Raw genomic sequence first — 15,452 nt, forward strand, 5'->3', positions numbered from 1 at the left:
TTCGTGTCCCCCAGTCCTGGAGCGCCCCCATGGCGACAGTCCCGACCCCCCTCGCCGGCCGCCACTTCCTCAAGGAGGCCGACTTCACCGCGGAGGAGTTCCGCGGCCTGCTGGAGCTGGCCGCGGAGCTGAAGGCCGCCAAGCGGACCGGGACCGAGACGCCTTACCTGCGCGGGAAGAACATCGCGCTGATCTTCGAGAAGACCTCGACGCGCACCCGCTGCGCCTTCGAGGTCGCCGCCGCCGACCAGGGCGCCTCCACGACCTACCTCGACCCGTCCGGCTCGCAGATGGGCCACAAGGAGTCCGTGAAGGACACCGCGCGGGTGCTGGGCCGGATGTACGACGGGATCGAGTACCGGGGCGACAGCCAGGCCAAGGTCGAGGAGCTGGCCGCGTACGCGGGCGTGCCGGTCTTCAACGGGCTCACCGACGACTGGCACCCCACCCAGATGCTCGCCGACGTGCTCACCATGAGCGAGCACAGCGACAAGCGGCTCACGGACATCGCCTTCGCCTACCTCGGCGACGCCCGCTTCAACATGGGCAACTCCTACCTGGTCACCGCGGCCCTGCTCGGCATGGACGTGCGGATCGTCGCGCCGAAAACGTACTGGCCGGCGCAGGAGGTGATCGACCGCGCCCGTGAGCTGGCCGCGGTGAGCGGGGCCCGCGTCACGCTCACCGAGGAGATCGCCGAAGGCGTCGCGGGCGCCGACTTCGTGGCCACCGACGTCTGGGTGTCCATGGGGGAGCCCAAGGAGGTCTGGGGCGAGCGGATCGCCGCCCTCGCGCCCTACGCGGTGACCATGGACGTGCTGCGCGCCACCGGCAACCCGGACGTCGGCTTCCTGCACTGCCTGCCGGCCTTCCACGACCTGGGCACCGCGATCGGCCGGGACGTGTACGAGGCGCACGGCCTGGAGTCGCTGGAGGTCACCGACGAGGTGTTCGAGTCGGCGCACTCGCTGGTCTTCGACGAGGCCGAGAACCGCATGCACACGATCAAGGCGGTCCTGGTCGCCACCCTCGGCTGACGCCGCGCGTCAGACCGGGCGCCGCTGGCCCGGCAGCCGGAACCACACCGCCTTGCCGGACTCGGTGGGGCGGTGCCCGCAGGACGAGCTGAGCGAGCGGATCAATAGCAGACCCCGCCCGTGCTCCTGCCACGGGTCGGGCAGGTCGACGTTCGGCCGGGTGAGGTCACGGGGCGGCTCCGGGTCGGCGTCGTGCACCTCCACCTGGAAACCGGTCGGCAGCAGCCGCAGGACCAGTTCGATCGGGGTGGCGCCGGAGGTGTGCTCCACGGCGTTCGCCACCAGCTCCGCCGTCAGCAGCTCCGCCGTGTCGCAGTCGGCGGAGTGCTCCCGCTCGGCGAGCGCCGTGCGCACCAGGGCACGCGCGACGGGCACGGCCGCGGTCGTGTGCGGCAGCGCGACGCGCCAGGAGGTGGGAAGGGCGGGGGGTTCGTGCACAGCGGTTCCGTTCATGGAGCGGGCGCTCCCGTGTTCGAGTGCCCATGGTACGGCGCGCCCCGACCGGTCCCGCTCCCGGGACGGGGAGCCACCGGAGCCCTGCCGGGCCCGCCGCCCGGGGCGCCGTGCCCCGGTATCCGCGGCCTACCCGCCCGGCGACCCCGCCTCGCATGCCCGCCCGCACCGTTACCGGGGCGTCGACGTCCCGTGACGTGTGTGACGGCGCCCGAACGGCGTATCGCGCAGTCGTGACGACAGTCACCAACCAGTGATAACTTCGAGTGGCAGACCTCACTGAGCCGCGCAGTGCCCGCCCGAGGAGGCCGCCCTCATGAGTCCTTTCACCGGCTCCGCCGCCCGCACCGCGCGCTGGGAGCATCTGCGCGTCGAGGTTGCCGACGGCGTCGCCCACGTCACCCTCGCCCGCCCCGACAAGCTGAACGCGCTCACCTTCGGCGCCTACGCCGACCTGCGTGACCTGCTCGCCGAGCTGTCCCGGGAGCGGGCCGTGCGCGCGCTGGTGCTGGGCGGCGAGGGGCGCGGCTTCTGCTCCGGCGGCGACGTCGACGAGATCATCGGCGCCACCCTCTCCATGGACACCGCGCAGCTCCTCGACTTCAACCGCATGACCGGCCAGGTCGTCCGCGCGGTACGGGAATGTCCGTTCCCGGTGGTCGCCGCGGTGCACGGAGTCGCCGCGGGCGCCGGCGCCGTCCTCGCGCTGGCCGCGGACTTCCGCGTCGCCGACCCCACCGCCCGCTTCGCCTTCCTGTTCACCCGGGTCGGCCTCTCCGGCGGCGACATGGGCGCCGCCTACCTGTTGCCCCGGGTCGTCGGCCTGGGCCACGCCACCCGCCTGCTGATGCTGGGCGAGCCGGTGCGCGCCCCGGAGGCCGAGCGGATCGGCCTGATCAGCGCGCTCGCCGACGAGGGCGGCGCGGACACGGCGGCCCGCGAACTGGCCCGCCGCCTGGCCGACGGCCCCGCCCTGGCCCACGCCCAGACGAAGGCGCTGCTCACGTCGGAACTCGACATGCCGCTGGCCGCCTCGATCGAACTGGACGCCTCCACCCAGGCCCTCCTGATGACAGGAGAGGACTACGCCGAGTTCCACGCGGCCTTCACGGAGAAGCGAGCCCCGAAGTGGCGAGGGAGGTAGCACCGATGCCACCAGCACCCCCGGGGGCGCGGGGAACTGCGCGACAAGCCCCCACGGCGCCGCACCTGAGCGTAGCCATCGTGGGCGGAGGCCCCGGCGGCCTCTACGCAGCCGCCCTCCTCAAACGCCTGGACCCGTCCAGGAACATCACCGTGTGGGAACGCAACACCCCCCACGACACCTTCGGCTTCGGAGTGGTCCTCTCCGACGAAACCCTCGGCGGCATCGAACACGCGGACCCGGAGGTCTACGCCGCCCTCCAGGCGGAATTCGTCCGCTGGGACGACATCGACATCGTCCACCGAGGCATCCGGCACACCTCCACAGGACACGGCTTCGCAGCCCTCGGCCGCCGCCGCCTCCTGGAGATCCTCCACCACCGCTGCCGCTCCCTGGGGGTGGAACTCCGCTTCCGCGAGGAGGCCCCCGACCCGGCCCGCCTCGCCCAGACCCACGACCTGGTGATCGCCGCCGACGGAGTCCACAGCACCACCCGCACCGCCTTCGCGGACGTGTTCCGCCCGCACATCACCGCGCACCGCTGCCGCTACATCTGGCTGGCCGCAGACTTCCCCCTCGACGCCTTCCGCTTCGAGATCGCCGAGACCGAGCAAGGCGTGATGCAGCTGCACGGCTACCCGTATTCCGCCGACGCCTCCACCGTGATCGTGGAGATGCGCGAAGAGGTGTGGCGCGCCACCGGGTTCGACGAGCTCGACGAGACCGAGTCCGTCGAACGCTGCGCCAAGATCTTCGCGGACGCGCTCGGCGGCCGCCCCCTGCGCTCGAACAACTCGGCCTGGACGACCTTCCGTACGGTCGTCAACGAACGCTGGTCGCACGGCAACGTCGTGCTGCTCGGCGACGCCGCCCACACCGCCCACTTCTCCATCGGCTCCGGAACCAAGCTCGCCGTGGAGGACGCCCTCGCGCTCGCCGCCTGTCTGAGCGAGCAGCCCACGCTCACCGACGCCCTGCGCGCCTACGAGGCGGAACGGCGGCCCGTGGTCGCCTCCACCCAGCGCGCGGCCCGCGCCAGCCTGGAGTGGTTCGAGAACCTCGCCCTGTATCTGCGCCAGCCGCCGCGCCAGTTCGCCTTCAACCTGCTCACCCGCAGCCGCCGCGTCACCCACGACAACCTTCGGCTGCGCGACGCACACTTCACCGAGGCGGTGGAGCGCGGCTTCGGCTGCCCGCCCGGCACGCCCCCGATGTTCACCCCGTTCCGGCTGCGCGGACTCACCCTGCGCAACCGGGTCGTCGTCTCGCCCATGGACATGTACTCGGCGGCCGACGGGCTGCCCGGCGACTTCCACCTCGTCCACCTCGGCGCCCGCGCGCTGGGCGGCGCCGGCCTGGTGATGACGGAGATGGTGTGCGTCAGCCCGGAGGGCCGGATCACCCCCGGGTGCGCCGGGCTGTGGAGCGGCCGGCAGGCGGAGGCGTGGCGGCGGATCACGGACTTCGTGCACACCCGCGCCCCGGGCACCGCCGTCGGCGTGCAGCTCGGCCACAGCGGCCGCAAGGGCTCGACCCGGCTGATGTGGGAGGGCATGGACGAGCCGCTCGACGACGACAACTGGCCCCTGGTCGCCCCGTCCCCGCTGCCGTACAAGCCGGGGAGCCAGACACCCCGCGAGCTGTCCCGGGCTCAGCTGACCGATCTGCGTGAGCAGTTCACGGCCGCGGCGGTGCGCGCCGCGCGGGCCCGGTTCGACCTGCTCGAACTGCACTGCGCCCACGGCTATCTGCTCTCCGGCTTCCTCTCCCCGCTGACCAACCGGCGCACCGACGCCTACGGCGGCACGCTGGAGAAGCGGCTGCGTTTCCCGCTGGAGGTGTTCGACGCGGTGCGGGCGGTGTGGCCGGAGGACCGGCCGATGACCGTGCGGATCTCCGCGACGGACTGGGCGGAGGGCGGCACCACGGCGGAGGACGCCGTCGCGATCGCCCGCGCCTTCGCCGACCACGGGGCCGACGCGATCGACGTGTCCACCGGGCAGGTCGTCGCCGACGAGGAGCCGGAGTTCGGCCGCTCGTACCAGACGCCGTTCGCCGACCGGGTGCGCAACGAGGCCCGCGTCCCGGTGATCGCGGTCGGCGCGATCTCCTCCTGGGACGACGTCAACTCCCTCATCCTGGCCGGACGTACGGACCTGTGCGCGCTGGCCCGCCCGCATCTGTACGACCCGCACTGGACGCTGCACGCGGCCGCCGAGCAGGGGTACGAGGGCCCGGGCGTGGTCTGGCCGCCGCAGTACCGCGCGGGCAGCCGCCCGCCCCGCACCGGCCGCACCGACGCCCCCAAGCCCCGGCTCACCTTGTCCGACCTGCCGTTCGCGGAGGCACCGGGCGCCTGACTCCGGACGGTACCTCAGCCGGCCTCGGAATCCGAGGCCGGGTTCGCGAACACCGCGCCCGCGTCCCGCAGCCGCTCGTGCAGCGCCCGGAAGACGGACGCCGAGCGGGTGCCCGGCCAGTCCGCCGGCAGCAGACCGGCGGGCAGGCCCGGGTCGACGTAGGGGAGGTGACGCCAGGAGTCCAGGGCGAGGAGGTAGTCGCGGTACGCCTCCTCGGGCGGGGTGTCCGTACGCCGCTCCCAGGCGCGCAGCACGGGCGCGTGCTGCTCCAGGAACGCCTCGTGCTCCTCCGCGATCGCCGTCAGGTCCCACCAGCGGGCCACCGCCTCCGCCGTGGCCGCGAACCCGAGGTGCTCGCCCCGGAACAGGTCGACGTACCCGTCCAGCCGCAGTCGCTCCAAGGTGTGCCGGGTCTCCTCGTACAGCCGGGCCGGAGCGATCCACACGCCCGGCGCCGCCGTGCCGAAACCGAGACCGGCCAGCCGGGAGCGCAGCACGTGCCGCTTCTGCCGCTCCGACTCCGGCACCGAGAACACCGCGAGCACCCAGCCCTCGTCGCCGGGCGGCGCGGTGGCGTAGATGCGCCGGTCGCCGTCCTCCAGCAACTGGCGCGCCTCGGGGGACAGTTCGTAGCCGGCCGCGCCCCGGTCGGTGCGGGCCGGGAGCAGCAGTCCGCGGCGCTTGAGCCGCGACACCGAGGAGCGCACGGAAGGCGCGTCGACGCCGACGGCGGCCAGCAGCCGGATCAACTCCGCGACGGGCACCGGGCCCGGCACGAACCGGCCGTAGGCGCCGTAGAGCGTGACGATGAGAGACCGTGGAGCATGCTGGTCGGACACGTTGATCATCTTAGGTCGTGCCCGTGGGCCCGCTTCCCCGGCATCAGCCCTGGTCGTCTCCGGCGCCGGTGCGCAGCCGGAACCGCTGGAGCTTGCCGGTGGCTGTGCGCGGCAGCGCGTCCAGGAAGACGATCTCCCGAGGGCACTTGTACGGCGCCAGCTCCTCCTTCACGAACGCCCGCAGCGCCTCCGCGTCCCGCTCGGCGCCCTCCTCGAGGACCGTGTACGCCACCACGACCTGGCCGCGTGCCTCGTCGGGACGCCCGACCACCGCGGCCTCCACCACGTCCGGGTGGCGCAGCAGCGCGTCCTCGACCTCGGGTCCCGCGATGTTGTACCCGGCCGAGATGATCATGTCGTCGGCGCGGGCCACGTACCGGAAGTAGCCGTCGGGGTCACGGACGTAGGTGTCGCCGGTGACGTTCCAGCCGTCCCGCACGTAGTCCCGCTGGCGCGGGTCGGCCAGGTAGCGGCAGCCGACGGGCCCGCGCACCGCGAGCAGCCCCGGCTGTCCGTCGGGCACGGGGACGCCGTCCGCGTCCTGCACGCGCGCCTGCCAGCCCGGCACCGGGACGCCGGTGGCGCCGGGGCGGACGTCGTCGTCGGCGGCGGAGATGAAGATGTGCAGCAGCTCGGTGGCGCCGATGCCGTTGATGATGCGCAGTCCGGTGCGGTCGTGCCAGGCCTGCCAGGTCGCGGCCGGCAGGTTCTCGCCCGCCGACACGCAGCGCCGCAGGCTGGACAGGTCGTGCCCGTCCGCCTCCGCCAGCATCGCCCGGTAGGCGGTGGGCGCGGTGAACAGGACCGACACCCGGTGCTGCTCGATCGCCGCCAGCAGCTGTGCGGGATGCGCCTGTTCGAGCAGCAGGGCGCTCGCGCCCGCACGCAGCGGGAACACCACCAGACCGCCGAGGCCGAAGGTGAAGCCCAGCGGGGGACTGCCCGCGAACACGTCGTCGGCGACCGGCTCGAGGACGTGCCGGGAGAAGGTGTCCGCGATGGCCATCACGTCCCGGTGGAAGTGCGTGCAGCCCTTGGGCTTCCCGGTCGTGCCGGAGGTGAAGGCGATCAGGGCGACGTCGTCGGCGGCCGTCGGCACCGCGTCGAACGGCCCGTCGGGGGCCGGGCGGCGCAGCAGGTCGTCGCGTGAGTCGCCGCCGAACACGGCGATGCGCAGCTCCGGGACCTCCGCCTTCACGAGGTCGTCGACGGAGCGCACGTCGCACAGGGCGTGCCGCACCTGGGCGAGCGCGCAGATGGTGGCCAGCTCGTGCGGCCGTTGCTGGGCCAGCACGGTGACGGCGACCGCGCCCGCCCTCAGCACCGCCAGCCAGCAGGCGGCCAGCCAGGGCGTGGTGGGCCCGCGCAGCAGCACCCGGTTGCCGGGCACCACCCCGAGGTCCGTGGTGAGCAGATGCGCCAGCCGGTCCACCCGCGCGCGCAGCTCCCCGTACGTCCAGACGCCGCCGTCGGGCGTGCGGAACGCCGGGCGGTCGCCGGGCTGGCCCCGGAGCAGCTCGGCGGCACAGTTCAGCCGCTCGGGGTAGCGCAGCTCCGGGAGGTCGAAGCGGAGCTCGGGCCACTCGTCCGGTGGCGGGAGATGGTCGCGGGCGAAGGTGTCGACGTGTGCGGTGGACCGTGGATTCATGTCGATCCGCCCCCTTGGCGTGGTGGGCTCGCAACAGGAGCGTATCGTGTTGGTGACGGCAGTCAACGGTTCGCGATAACCTCGGCGGGTGGCCCACCGGCGAGGGAAGGGACCGGCGATGACCGCATTCTCGCTCGAACCGTCACAACTCGCCCGGTGCGCGGAACTGCGCACCCTGGCCGCCGAACGGCTCCGGCCACTCGCCGAGAAGGGCGAGCCGGGCCGCGTGAACCGCGCGCTCGTCGCCGAGTTGGGCGCCCTCGGACTGCTCTCCCGGCTGTTCACCTCCGGCGCGCTGGACCTGTGCCTGATGCGCGAGTCGCTCGCCCAGGCGTGCACCGAGGCGGAAACCGCCCTCGCCCTCCAGGGCCTCGGAGCCCACCCCGTGCACGCCCACGGCACGCCCGGGCAGAGGGAGCGGTGGCTCCCCCGGGTGAGTGACGGCACGGCGGTCGCGGCCTTCGCCCTCTCCGAACCGGGCGCCGGCTCCGACGCGGCCGCCCTGTCCCTGGGCGCGGAGCGTGACGGGCCCGACGGGTGGCGCCTCACCGGCGAGAAGTGCTGGATCTCCAACGCCCCCGACGCCGATCTCTACACCGTCTTCGCCCGCACCACCCCCGGCGCCGGCGCCCGTGGCGTCACCGCCTTCCTGGTGCCCGCCGACCGGCCCGGCCTCACCGGCAGCCGCCTCGACATGATCGCCCCGCACGCCCTCGGGACCCTGCGCTTCGACGGCGTGCCGGTCACCGCCGCCGACGTCCTCGGCGAGCCCGACGCCGGCTTCCGGGTCGCCATGGACACCCTCAACCTGTTCCGGCCCAGCGTCGGCGCGTTCGCCGTGGGCATGGCACAGGCCGCCCTCGACGCGACCGTCGCCCACACCGCCACGCGGGACGCGTTCGGCGGCCGGCTCAGGGACCTCCAGGCGGTCGCCCACCAGGTCGCCGAGATGTCCGTCCGCACGGAGGCCGCCCGCCTGATGGTCTACGCGGCGGCCACCGCGTACGACGAGGGCGCGGACGACGTGCCACGGCGCTCCGCCATGGCGAAGCTGCTGGCCACCGAGACCGCCCAGTTCGTCGTCGACACCGCCGTCCAGCTGCACGGCGCGCGTGCCCTGTGCCGGGGCCATCTGCTCGAACACCTCTACCGCGAGGTCCGCGCGCCCCGCATCTACGAGGGGGCCAGCGAGGTCCAGCGCGGCATCATCGCCAAGGAGCTGTACAAGACCCTGGAGGCCCGGTGACCGCCGAGCGCGTCAACCCGCCCGACCTGTCCCCGCCCGCAGGCTTCTCCCACGCCGTCGTCACCACCGGCTCCCGCGTGGTGTTCCTGGCCGGGCAGACCGCCCTCGACGGCGACGGGAAGGTCGTCGGCGACACGCTCCCCGAACAGTTCACCCGAGCCCTCACCAACCTCCTCACCGCCCTCCGCGGCGCCGGCGGCGCCCCCGCCGACCTGGCCCGCGTCACGGTCTACGCCACCGACGTCGCCGCGTACCGCGGGCACGCGCGCGAACTCGGGCGGATCTGGCGGGACGTGGCGGGACGTGACTACCCGGCGATGGCGGTGGTGGAGGTGGTCCGGCTGTGGGACGAGGAGGCGATGGTCGAGCTCGACGGGTTCGCCGTCCTCCCGTGAGCCGCCGGGCGCGGCCCGCCCGCTCCTCCTAGCCTGGAGCGATGCCGGAGATCGAGCTGAGCGCGGGCACCGTCGCGTACGAGGACACGGGCGGCGAGGGGCCGGTGGTCGTGCTTCTGCACGGCCTGCTGCACGACGCCTCCGTCTGGCGCCATGTCGTCGCCGAACTGCGCACCGACCACCGCCTCGTCGCGCCGACCCTGCCGTACGGGGCCCACCGCCGGCCGATGAGCCGACCGCCCACGCCGGACCTGGTCAACGAGCTGATCGTCGAGTTCCTCGAACGGCTGGACCTGCGGGACGTCACGCTCGTCGAGAGCGACTGCGGGCGTGCCCAGACGGTCGCCGCCCGGCACCCCGAGCGGCTGGCCCGGCTGGTGCTGATCTCGTGCGAGGCCTTCGACAACTACCCGCCGGGGCTCCCGGGCAAGATGATCGGGCTCGCGTGCCGGGTGCCCGGCGGTGTTCCGCTGATGGTCCGTGTACTGGGCTGGAAGCCGCTGCGCCGGCTTCCGGTCGGCTTCGGCGCGCTGACGAAGCGGCCGTTGCCGGACGACGTGGTCGCACGGTGGCTCCGGCCGCTGCGGACGGACCCGGCGATCCGCCGGGACTTCCGGCACTACCACACGCATGTGCGGCGGACGGAACTCCTGGAGGCGGCGCAGGGCTTGCGGCGCTTCGAGCGGCCCGCTCTGGTCGTCTGGGCCACGGAGGATGTGATGATGCCGCGGGAGCACGGGCGCTTGCTGGCGGAACTGCTGCCGCGGGGGCGGTTGGTGGAGCTGAGGAACACCCGGACACTGATCGCGGAGGACCGCCCCCAGCGGCTGGCCTCGCTGCTGCGGTGGTTCGTGGCGGACGGGTGAGCGGTTCGCTCGGCGTGCCGGGGCTGGGCGCACCACCCGCGTGGAGGATGCGCGCCGGCCGGCGCCCGCGGTCCGGTGGGGGGTTGTTCGCGCAGTCCCCACGCCCCCATGGGCGCGCGGGGAACCGCGCGAACGGTCACTGCGGCGTGGGGTGTGGAGCCGGAAGGGTGACGACGAGTGGCCGCGTCCCCGCGCGGCGGGTACTGCTGGAGGGTCCCCTTCCGCTCACTTCGGAGGTCCCCCTCATGCCCGTACGCCCCCTCCTCGGCACGGCGTCCTGCGCCGCGCTGCTGCTGCTCGGCGCCGCCGCGGCGGCCCCCTCGGCGGCGGCCGCGCCGTCCACCCCCGCGGAGTACGTCACCGTCGACCCCGAGGGCCGGATCGCCTCCGACGGCACCGTCACCCTCACCGGCACCTACCGCTGTGTCGCCGGCACCGGACGGGTCTACGTCGGCTCCTCGGTCAACCAGAGCACGCCCAACGTGAACTACGGCATCGGCGGCTCCGTCGCGGTGTGCGACGGCGCGGAACACCGCTGGCAGAACAGCGGCAAGGCCCCGCAGAACGCCCTGAAGGCGGGCCCGGCCAAGGTGGAGGCGACCCTGCTGGAGCTGCGCGGCAGCGGCATCCTGATCATCCCCGTCCCGCACGCCGTCAGCCACCACGACGTCACCCTCGTCGAGAGCTGACCGCGCGCGGTACCGCTGCCGGGAGCCGGAAGCACCTCCGCCGACGTGCTGCCGGGCGTGGGCATGGACCGGAGCACCGCCCGGGCATCACCGTGTCCGCATGGTCCGTATCGCCCGCACCGTGGCCCTCGCGCCCGTCCCGCGTCCCTGGCTCGTCGACGCCCTCGGAGCTCTGACCGACCTCGCCGAGAGCACGACGGCGGAGGACGGGCGCCTCCTGCTGCCCGACGGCCGGCAGGTTCCGGAGCTGCGACTGGCCGAGGGACGCCATCTGCGGCCGGGCGCGGTGTACGAGAGCACCGAGGACGCCGACGCCGGCAAGGGGGAAGCCGGCGCCCGCGAGAGCGGGGCCGACGCCGGCAGGCGCACCGACACGGTACGGATCACCGTCGAGGAGTGGCGCCGTACCCGCGCCCTGCGGGTCGCCTTCACCGGGTCCGGGTCCGACGGCGACGTCACCGGGCGGGCCGCGCTGATCGGGCCCGACCGGCCGGACCGCGTCGAGCTGTCCGGCCGTGCGGCGCTCACGGGTGTCCGGTCACCGCTGTCCCGGTTCGACGCCGAGGCCGAACTGCGGTGCGGGGACTGGTGGCAGGCGGCAGAACAGGACGGCGGCGCCCGTAGGCCGCCGCTGCGGGCTCGGCTGACGTGCGGTCCGGCCCGCGCCGATCTGACGGCGGTCCCCCGTCCGGGACATGACCACGAGGACTGGGAGGTCACGGTCACCGTGCGCCTGCGCGGCCGCGGCCCGCTGCGCCCCCTCGTGTCGCTCGGCCTGGGCCTGGCCCGCCGTCCCCTCGCCCGCGCGGTCGCCGAGGCCGTGGACGACGCCGCCCGCGACTGGAACGCCGGGGTTCCGCAGTTGTCGGCCCTGGGTCGCGAGGAGTTGGGCCGTGGGTTTCTCTCCGAGCCGTAGGCTCTGTGCCGTCGGCGCGTCGGGTCGGTCCGGGGGGCGGGTCCGATGGTCGCCGTCTGGGCGACTGGAGCGCCGGGGTTCCGCAGTTGACGGCCCTGGGGGGCGAGGAGTTGGGCCGTAGGTTTCTCTCCGAGCCGTAGGCGCTATGCCGCCGCCGAGTTCGGCCAGTCCAGCAGCCGCGCCCCGATGACCGCCGTCTGCAGCATGTAACGGTGCGCCGGGTCGCCCGGATCGGCGCCGGTCAGCCGGTGGATGCGCTCCAGCCGGTACGTCAGCGCCCGCACGCTCAGCGACAGCCGCCGGGCCGCCTCGGCGGCGACACAGCCGGAGTCGAAGTAGGCGGTGAGCGTGTCCAGCAGCGGCCCGGCCCCACCGCGCGCCTCGGTCAGCGGGCCCAGGGTGTTGTGCACCAGGTCGGCCATGGCCTGACGGTCACGGGCAAGCACCGGGTACACCAGCAGGTCGGAGGCGCGCAGCACCGGGTCGTCCATGCCCAGCCGCTCGGCGATCTCCAGCGCGTTCAGCGCCTCCTCGTACGACTGGACCACCCCGCCCGGTCCTGGCTGCGGGCGTCCGAGGGCGACCTGGCCGCCGTCGGTGGCGGCGTGCGCCTGCTTGGCGAAGTGGATGAGCACCTCTCGCTGGTGGCCGGGCGCGATGCACAGCAGCCGCCCGTCCTTGGTGGTGAGCAGGATGCTGCGGTTGCCGAACCGGGTGATCAGGGCACGCTCCACCTGACGGGGCACCGGGTCGCCCTCCTCGTAGGCGACAGGGCCCCGGGCGACGGCGACCGCGTGCTCGTGGGACAGCCGCAGCCCGAACCGTTCGGCGCGCTCGGCCAGTCGGCCCAGGTCGCTGCGGCCGTACAACAGGTCGTCGATGAACTCCCGTCGCGCCGCCTCCTCCTGACGGACCGCCAAACGCTGTGCACGCTCGTACCCTTCGGCGAACGCGTCCACCGCCTGCTGCACGGCGGCGAGCGCGCCGTCGGCCGCGTCCGTGCCGCGGGCCGGCCAGGCGCCGCGCGCGGCTTCGAGATGCGCGATGACGAGGGAGCGCAGTCCGAAGCCGGCCTCCGCGGCCTGTTCGCCGAGGGCGCGGCGGGAGGCGAGTTCGTCGCGGGTGAGGCGCCGGCCCGTGGCGGCGACCTCGGTCAGTATCTGGGCGTAGCCCTCCAGATACTGCTCCGGAATCTCTCGTTCCGACACATCGTCCCCTCACGTTCCTGACGCCGTCCTGATGCGTTCATGGCGGCACACCGGCATGCAGACCCTAGTGAACTTTGCCGGAATCCGGCAATGCGCGATACGGGCCGGGCCGGGCAGCATGGCTCGCGGGGAGCACTGCGGAGGTTCCGGTGCCGGACACCGGCAGGTGTCCGGCACCGGGCCCGGAGGGGAGCAGTGCTGCCCGACGACATCGACCGTCGCACGCACGGACGGAAAGACGGAGAGGGGGCGGGCATATGAAGACCTTCGTGAACCGCGCCCACGGCCCGGCCGCCTCCCGTCGCACGGGACCGCTGCACCGCAGCGCCCCCGACGAACCCTGGCCGCCCCGGTCCCCGCGCACGCGCGGCGCGGACCGGGGCGGTGCGACACGCCTCCGCACGGAGGGCAACCCTCCGCGCCCGGCGCGAAACCGCGTCGACGGCTGAGCCGTCTCCATCACCACCGGACGTCACCGCCTCGCTCCGGAGCGAGGCCCCACACCCTTGAGGCCCTCGCCCGCGAGGCGCCGCACACATCCGACTTCTGCCCGTAAGTCAGCCCAGAAGGACGTGTCCCATGGATGCCGCCACCGTGGGCATCGCCGTACTCGTCGGCGCCGCCCTGTTGCTCGTGCTCATCGGCCTGCTGCTCGTCACCAAACTGTTCCGCAAGGTGGAACAGGGCAAGGCGCTGATCGTCTCCAAGCTCCGCAAGGTCGACGTGACCTTCACCGGCTCGGTCGTGCTCCCCGTGCTGCACAAGGCCGAGGTGATGGACATCTCGGTGAAGACCATCGAGATCACCCGCGCCGGCAAGGAAGGACTGATCTGCCGGGACAACATCCGCGCGGACATCCGCATCACGTTCTTCGTCAAGGTCAACAAGACCGTCGAGGACGTCATCAAGGTCGCGCAGGCCGTCGGCACAGCCCGCGCCAGTGACCGCAACACGCTCCAGGAGCTGTTCCACGCGAAGTTCTCCGAGGCGCTGAAGACCGTCGGCAAGCAGATGGACTTCACCGACCTCTACACCAAGCGTGAGGAGCTGCGGTACCGCATCATCGAGGTCATCGGCGTCGACCTGAACGGCTACCACCTCGAGGACGCCGCGATCGACTACCTGGAGCAGACGCCGCTCACCCAGCTCGACCCGGGCAACGTCCTCGACGCGCAGGGCATCCGCAAGATCACCGAGTTGACCGCGGTGGAGCACGTCCGCACCAACGAGGCGCAGCGCAACGAGGAGAAGGAGATCACCCGGCAGGACGTCGACGCGCGCGAGGCGATCCTGGAACTCCAGCGCCGGCAGGCCGACGCGGAGATCAAGCAGAAGCGGGAGATCGAGACCGTGCGCGCCCGCGAGGAGGCGGAGACCGCGCGGGTCGTCGAGGAGGAGCGGCTGCGGGCACAGAGCGCCTTCCTGCGCACCGAGGAACAGCTCGGCGTGCAGCGGGAGAACCAGGCCCGCGAGGTCGCCGTCGCCGCGAAGAACCGCGAGCGGGTCATCGCCGTGGAGAGCGAGCGCATCGAGAAGGACCGCCTGCTGGAGGTCATCGCCCGCGAACGGGAGACCTCGCTGACCAGGATCGCCGCCGACAAGGAGGTCGAGGCGGAGAAGCGGGAGATCGCCGAGGTCATCCGCGAGCGGGTCGCGGTGGACCGCACGGTCGCCGAGCAGGAGGAGTCCATCAAGAAGCTGCGGGCCGTCGAGGAGGCGGAGCGCCGGCGCCAGGCCGTGATCATCGCGGCGGAGGCCGAGGCGCAGGAGAAGCTGGTCAAGGACATCAAGGCCGCCGAGGCCGCCGAGCAGGCCGCCGCGCACCGCGCCGCCGAGGAACTCACCCTCGCCGAGGCCCGGTTGAAGACGGCCGACCTGGACGCCAAGGCCAAGCTGCGGCTCGCTGAGGGCGTCCAGGCGGAGTCCGCCGCCGAAGGGCTCGCCGCCGTCCAGGTGCGCGACAAGGAGGCCGAGGTCATCGAGAAGGCGGGCCGCGCCGAGGCCGAGGCCACCGAGGCCCGGCTGCGCGCGGAGGCCGAGGGAGCCCGGGCCAAGGCGCTCGCCGAGGCGGAGGCCGTCGGCAGCAAGCTGCGCGCCGAGGCGGCCGGCCTCACCGAGAAGGCGGCTGCGATGGCCGCGCTCGACGAGGCGTCCCGCGGCCACGAGGAGTACCGCCTGCGGCTGGAGGCCGAGAAGGACGTGCGCCTCGCCGGGCTCGACGTACAGAGGCAGGTCGCGGAGGCGCAGGCCACCGTGCTCGCCACCGGCCTGGAGAACGCGGACATCAACATCGTCGGCGGCGACTCGGTCTTCTTCGACCGCCTGGTGTCGTCCATCGCGCTCGGCAAGGGCGTGGACGGCTTCGTCAAGAACTCCGAGACCGCGCAGGCCCTCGCCGGGCCCTGGCTGGACGGCTCCGCGAGCTTCACCGACGACCTGAGCCGCATGCTCGGCTCCGTCTCCACCTCCGACGTCCAGAACCTCACGGTGTCCGCCCTGCTGATGAAGCTGATGAAGCAGGGCGGCGACAACACCGGGCAGTTCAAGCAACTGCTCGACAAGGCGGGTGAGTTGGGCCTGGCGGACACTCCGCTGGCCGTGCTGAACGGCCACACCAGGGCCTGACCACCACCCGGCCGGGAGCCGCCGCA

13 protein-coding genes are annotated in these 15,452 nt (G+C 73.3%); 9 read left to right on the plus strand and 4 right to left on the minus strand.

Going from position 1 to position 15,452, the window contains the following annotated elements:
* The first annotated feature begins 29 nt into the window (after nt 1-29).
* On the plus strand, nt 30-1,037 hold the full coding sequence (gene argF / locus MTR79_RS08900; RefSeq protein ID WP_086701556.1) for an ornithine carbamoyltransferase: 1,008 nt from the start codon (nt 30-32) through the stop codon (nt 1,035-1,037).
* A gap of 9 nt (nt 1,038-1,046) precedes the next feature.
* Here argF and MTR79_RS08905 read toward each other — a convergent pair whose 3' ends face one another.
* On the minus strand, nt 1,047-1,490 hold the full coding sequence (locus MTR79_RS08905; protein WP_244789691.1) for an ATP-binding protein: 444 nt from the start codon (nt 1,488-1,490) through the stop codon (nt 1,047-1,049).
* Nucleotides 1,491-1,806: 316 nt separating this feature from the next.
* Between MTR79_RS08905 and MTR79_RS08910 the strand changes: the two genes are divergently transcribed.
* Together MTR79_RS08910 and MTR79_RS08915 are read left to right on the plus strand one after the other, a co-directional pair.
* Complete coding sequence (locus MTR79_RS08910) at nt 1,807-2,634, plus strand: enoyl-CoA hydratase family protein (RefSeq protein ID WP_086701554.1); 828 nt, start codon at nt 1,807-1,809, stop codon at nt 2,632-2,634.
* Between the two features lie 5 nt (nt 2,635-2,639).
* Nucleotides 2,640-4,994, plus strand: coding sequence for a bifunctional salicylyl-CoA 5-hydroxylase/oxidoreductase (locus tag MTR79_RS08915; RefSeq protein ID WP_244789692.1), 2,355 nt, complete (start codon nt 2,640-2,642; stop codon nt 4,992-4,994).
* Between the two features lie 14 nt (nt 4,995-5,008).
* Here the strand turns inward: MTR79_RS08915 and MTR79_RS08920 are convergent, their stop codons facing one another.
* Nucleotides 5,009-5,842, minus strand: a complete 834-nt coding sequence (locus MTR79_RS08920) for a PaaX family transcriptional regulator C-terminal domain-containing protein (protein WP_189363368.1) — start codon at nt 5,840-5,842, stop codon at nt 5,009-5,011.
* A gap of 34 nt (nt 5,843-5,876) precedes the next feature.
* Entirely contained in the window at nt 5,877-7,481 is a 1,605-nt protein-coding gene (locus MTR79_RS08925; protein ID WP_189363369.1) for an AMP-binding protein, read from the minus strand.
* A gap of 118 nt (nt 7,482-7,599) precedes the next feature.
* Here MTR79_RS08925 and MTR79_RS08930 point away from each other — a divergent pair, with 118 nt between their 5' ends.
* From MTR79_RS08930 to MTR79_RS08950, 5 genes are all read left to right on the plus strand, one after another.
* Nucleotides 7,600-8,727: an acyl-CoA dehydrogenase family protein gene (locus tag MTR79_RS08930; protein WP_189363370.1), complete on the plus strand. Its 1,128-nt coding sequence runs from the start codon at nt 7,600-7,602 to the stop codon at nt 8,725-8,727.
* Nucleotides 8,724-9,122, plus strand: coding sequence for a RidA family protein (locus MTR79_RS08935; RefSeq protein WP_086704140.1), 399 nt, complete (start codon nt 8,724-8,726; stop codon nt 9,120-9,122). Before MTR79_RS08930 ends, MTR79_RS08935 begins: the two co-directional genes overlap by 4 nt.
* 41 nt (nt 9,123-9,163) lie before the next feature.
* Nucleotides 9,164-9,988, plus strand: coding sequence for an alpha/beta hydrolase (locus MTR79_RS08940; protein WP_244789693.1), 825 nt, complete (start codon nt 9,164-9,166; stop codon nt 9,986-9,988).
* Between the two features lie 245 nt (nt 9,989-10,233).
* The gene (locus tag MTR79_RS08945) at nt 10,234-10,677 is read left to right on the plus strand and encodes a DUF6299 family protein (protein WP_086704144.1); all 444 of its coding nucleotides are present in this window, start codon (nt 10,234-10,236) and stop codon (nt 10,675-10,677) included.
* Nucleotides 10,678-10,777: 100 nt separating this feature from the next.
* Nucleotides 10,778-11,593, plus strand: a complete 816-nt coding sequence (locus MTR79_RS08950; protein ID WP_244789694.1) for a hypothetical protein — start codon at nt 10,778-10,780, stop codon at nt 11,591-11,593.
* Between the two features lie 143 nt (nt 11,594-11,736).
* Here the strand turns inward: MTR79_RS08950 and MTR79_RS08955 are convergent, their stop codons facing one another.
* A complete protein-coding gene (locus MTR79_RS08955; RefSeq protein WP_128127808.1) occupies nt 11,737-12,801 on the minus strand; it encodes a helix-turn-helix domain-containing protein in 1,065 nt (354 codons plus the stop codon).
* 579 nt (nt 12,802-13,380) lie between these two features.
* On the opposite strand from MTR79_RS08955, the gene MTR79_RS08960 reads away from it, so the two are divergent.
* Nucleotides 13,381-15,426: a hypothetical protein gene (locus tag MTR79_RS08960; protein ID WP_086705205.1), complete on the plus strand. Its 2,046-nt coding sequence runs from the start codon at nt 13,381-13,383 to the stop codon at nt 15,424-15,426.
* Nucleotides 15,427-15,452: the final 26 nt, after the last annotated feature.

The sequence above is a fragment of the Streptomyces sp. BJ20 genome (genome assembly GCF_022869105.1).
Classification (GTDB): Bacteria; Actinomycetota; Actinomycetes; order Streptomycetales; family Streptomycetaceae; genus Streptomyces; species Streptomyces griseoincarnatus.

Coding starts and splice junctions, on each gene's coding strand:
- MTR79_RS08960 (WP_086705205.1), top strand. CDS start 13,381: ATGGATGCCGCCACCGTGGGCATCGCCGTACTCGTCGGCGCCGCCCTG.
- argF (WP_086701556.1), top strand. CDS start 30: ATGGCGACAGTCCCGACCCCCCTCGCCGGCCGCCACTTCCTCAAGGAG.
- MTR79_RS08940 (WP_244789693.1), top strand. CDS start 9,164: ATGCCGGAGATCGAGCTGAGCGCGGGCACCGTCGCGTACGAGGACACG.
- MTR79_RS08910 (WP_086701554.1), top strand. CDS start 1,807: ATGAGTCCTTTCACCGGCTCCGCCGCCCGCACCGCGCGCTGGGAGCAT.
- MTR79_RS08925 (WP_189363369.1), bottom strand. CDS start 7,481: ATGAATCCACGGTCCACCGCACACGTCGACACCTTCGCCCGCGACCAT.
- MTR79_RS08930 (WP_189363370.1), top strand. CDS start 7,600: ATGACCGCATTCTCGCTCGAACCGTCACAACTCGCCCGGTGCGCGGAA.
- MTR79_RS08905 (WP_244789691.1), bottom strand. CDS start 1,490: ATGAACGGAACCGCTGTGCACGAACCCCCCGCCCTTCCCACCTCCTGG.
- MTR79_RS08945 (WP_086704144.1), top strand. CDS start 10,234: ATGCCCGTACGCCCCCTCCTCGGCACGGCGTCCTGCGCCGCGCTGCTG.
- MTR79_RS08950 (WP_244789694.1), top strand. CDS start 10,778: ATGGTCCGTATCGCCCGCACCGTGGCCCTCGCGCCCGTCCCGCGTCCC.
- MTR79_RS08915 (WP_244789692.1), top strand. CDS start 2,640: ATGCCACCAGCACCCCCGGGGGCGCGGGGAACTGCGCGACAAGCCCCC.
- MTR79_RS08920 (WP_189363368.1), bottom strand. CDS start 5,842: ATGATCAACGTGTCCGACCAGCATGCTCCACGGTCTCTCATCGTCACG.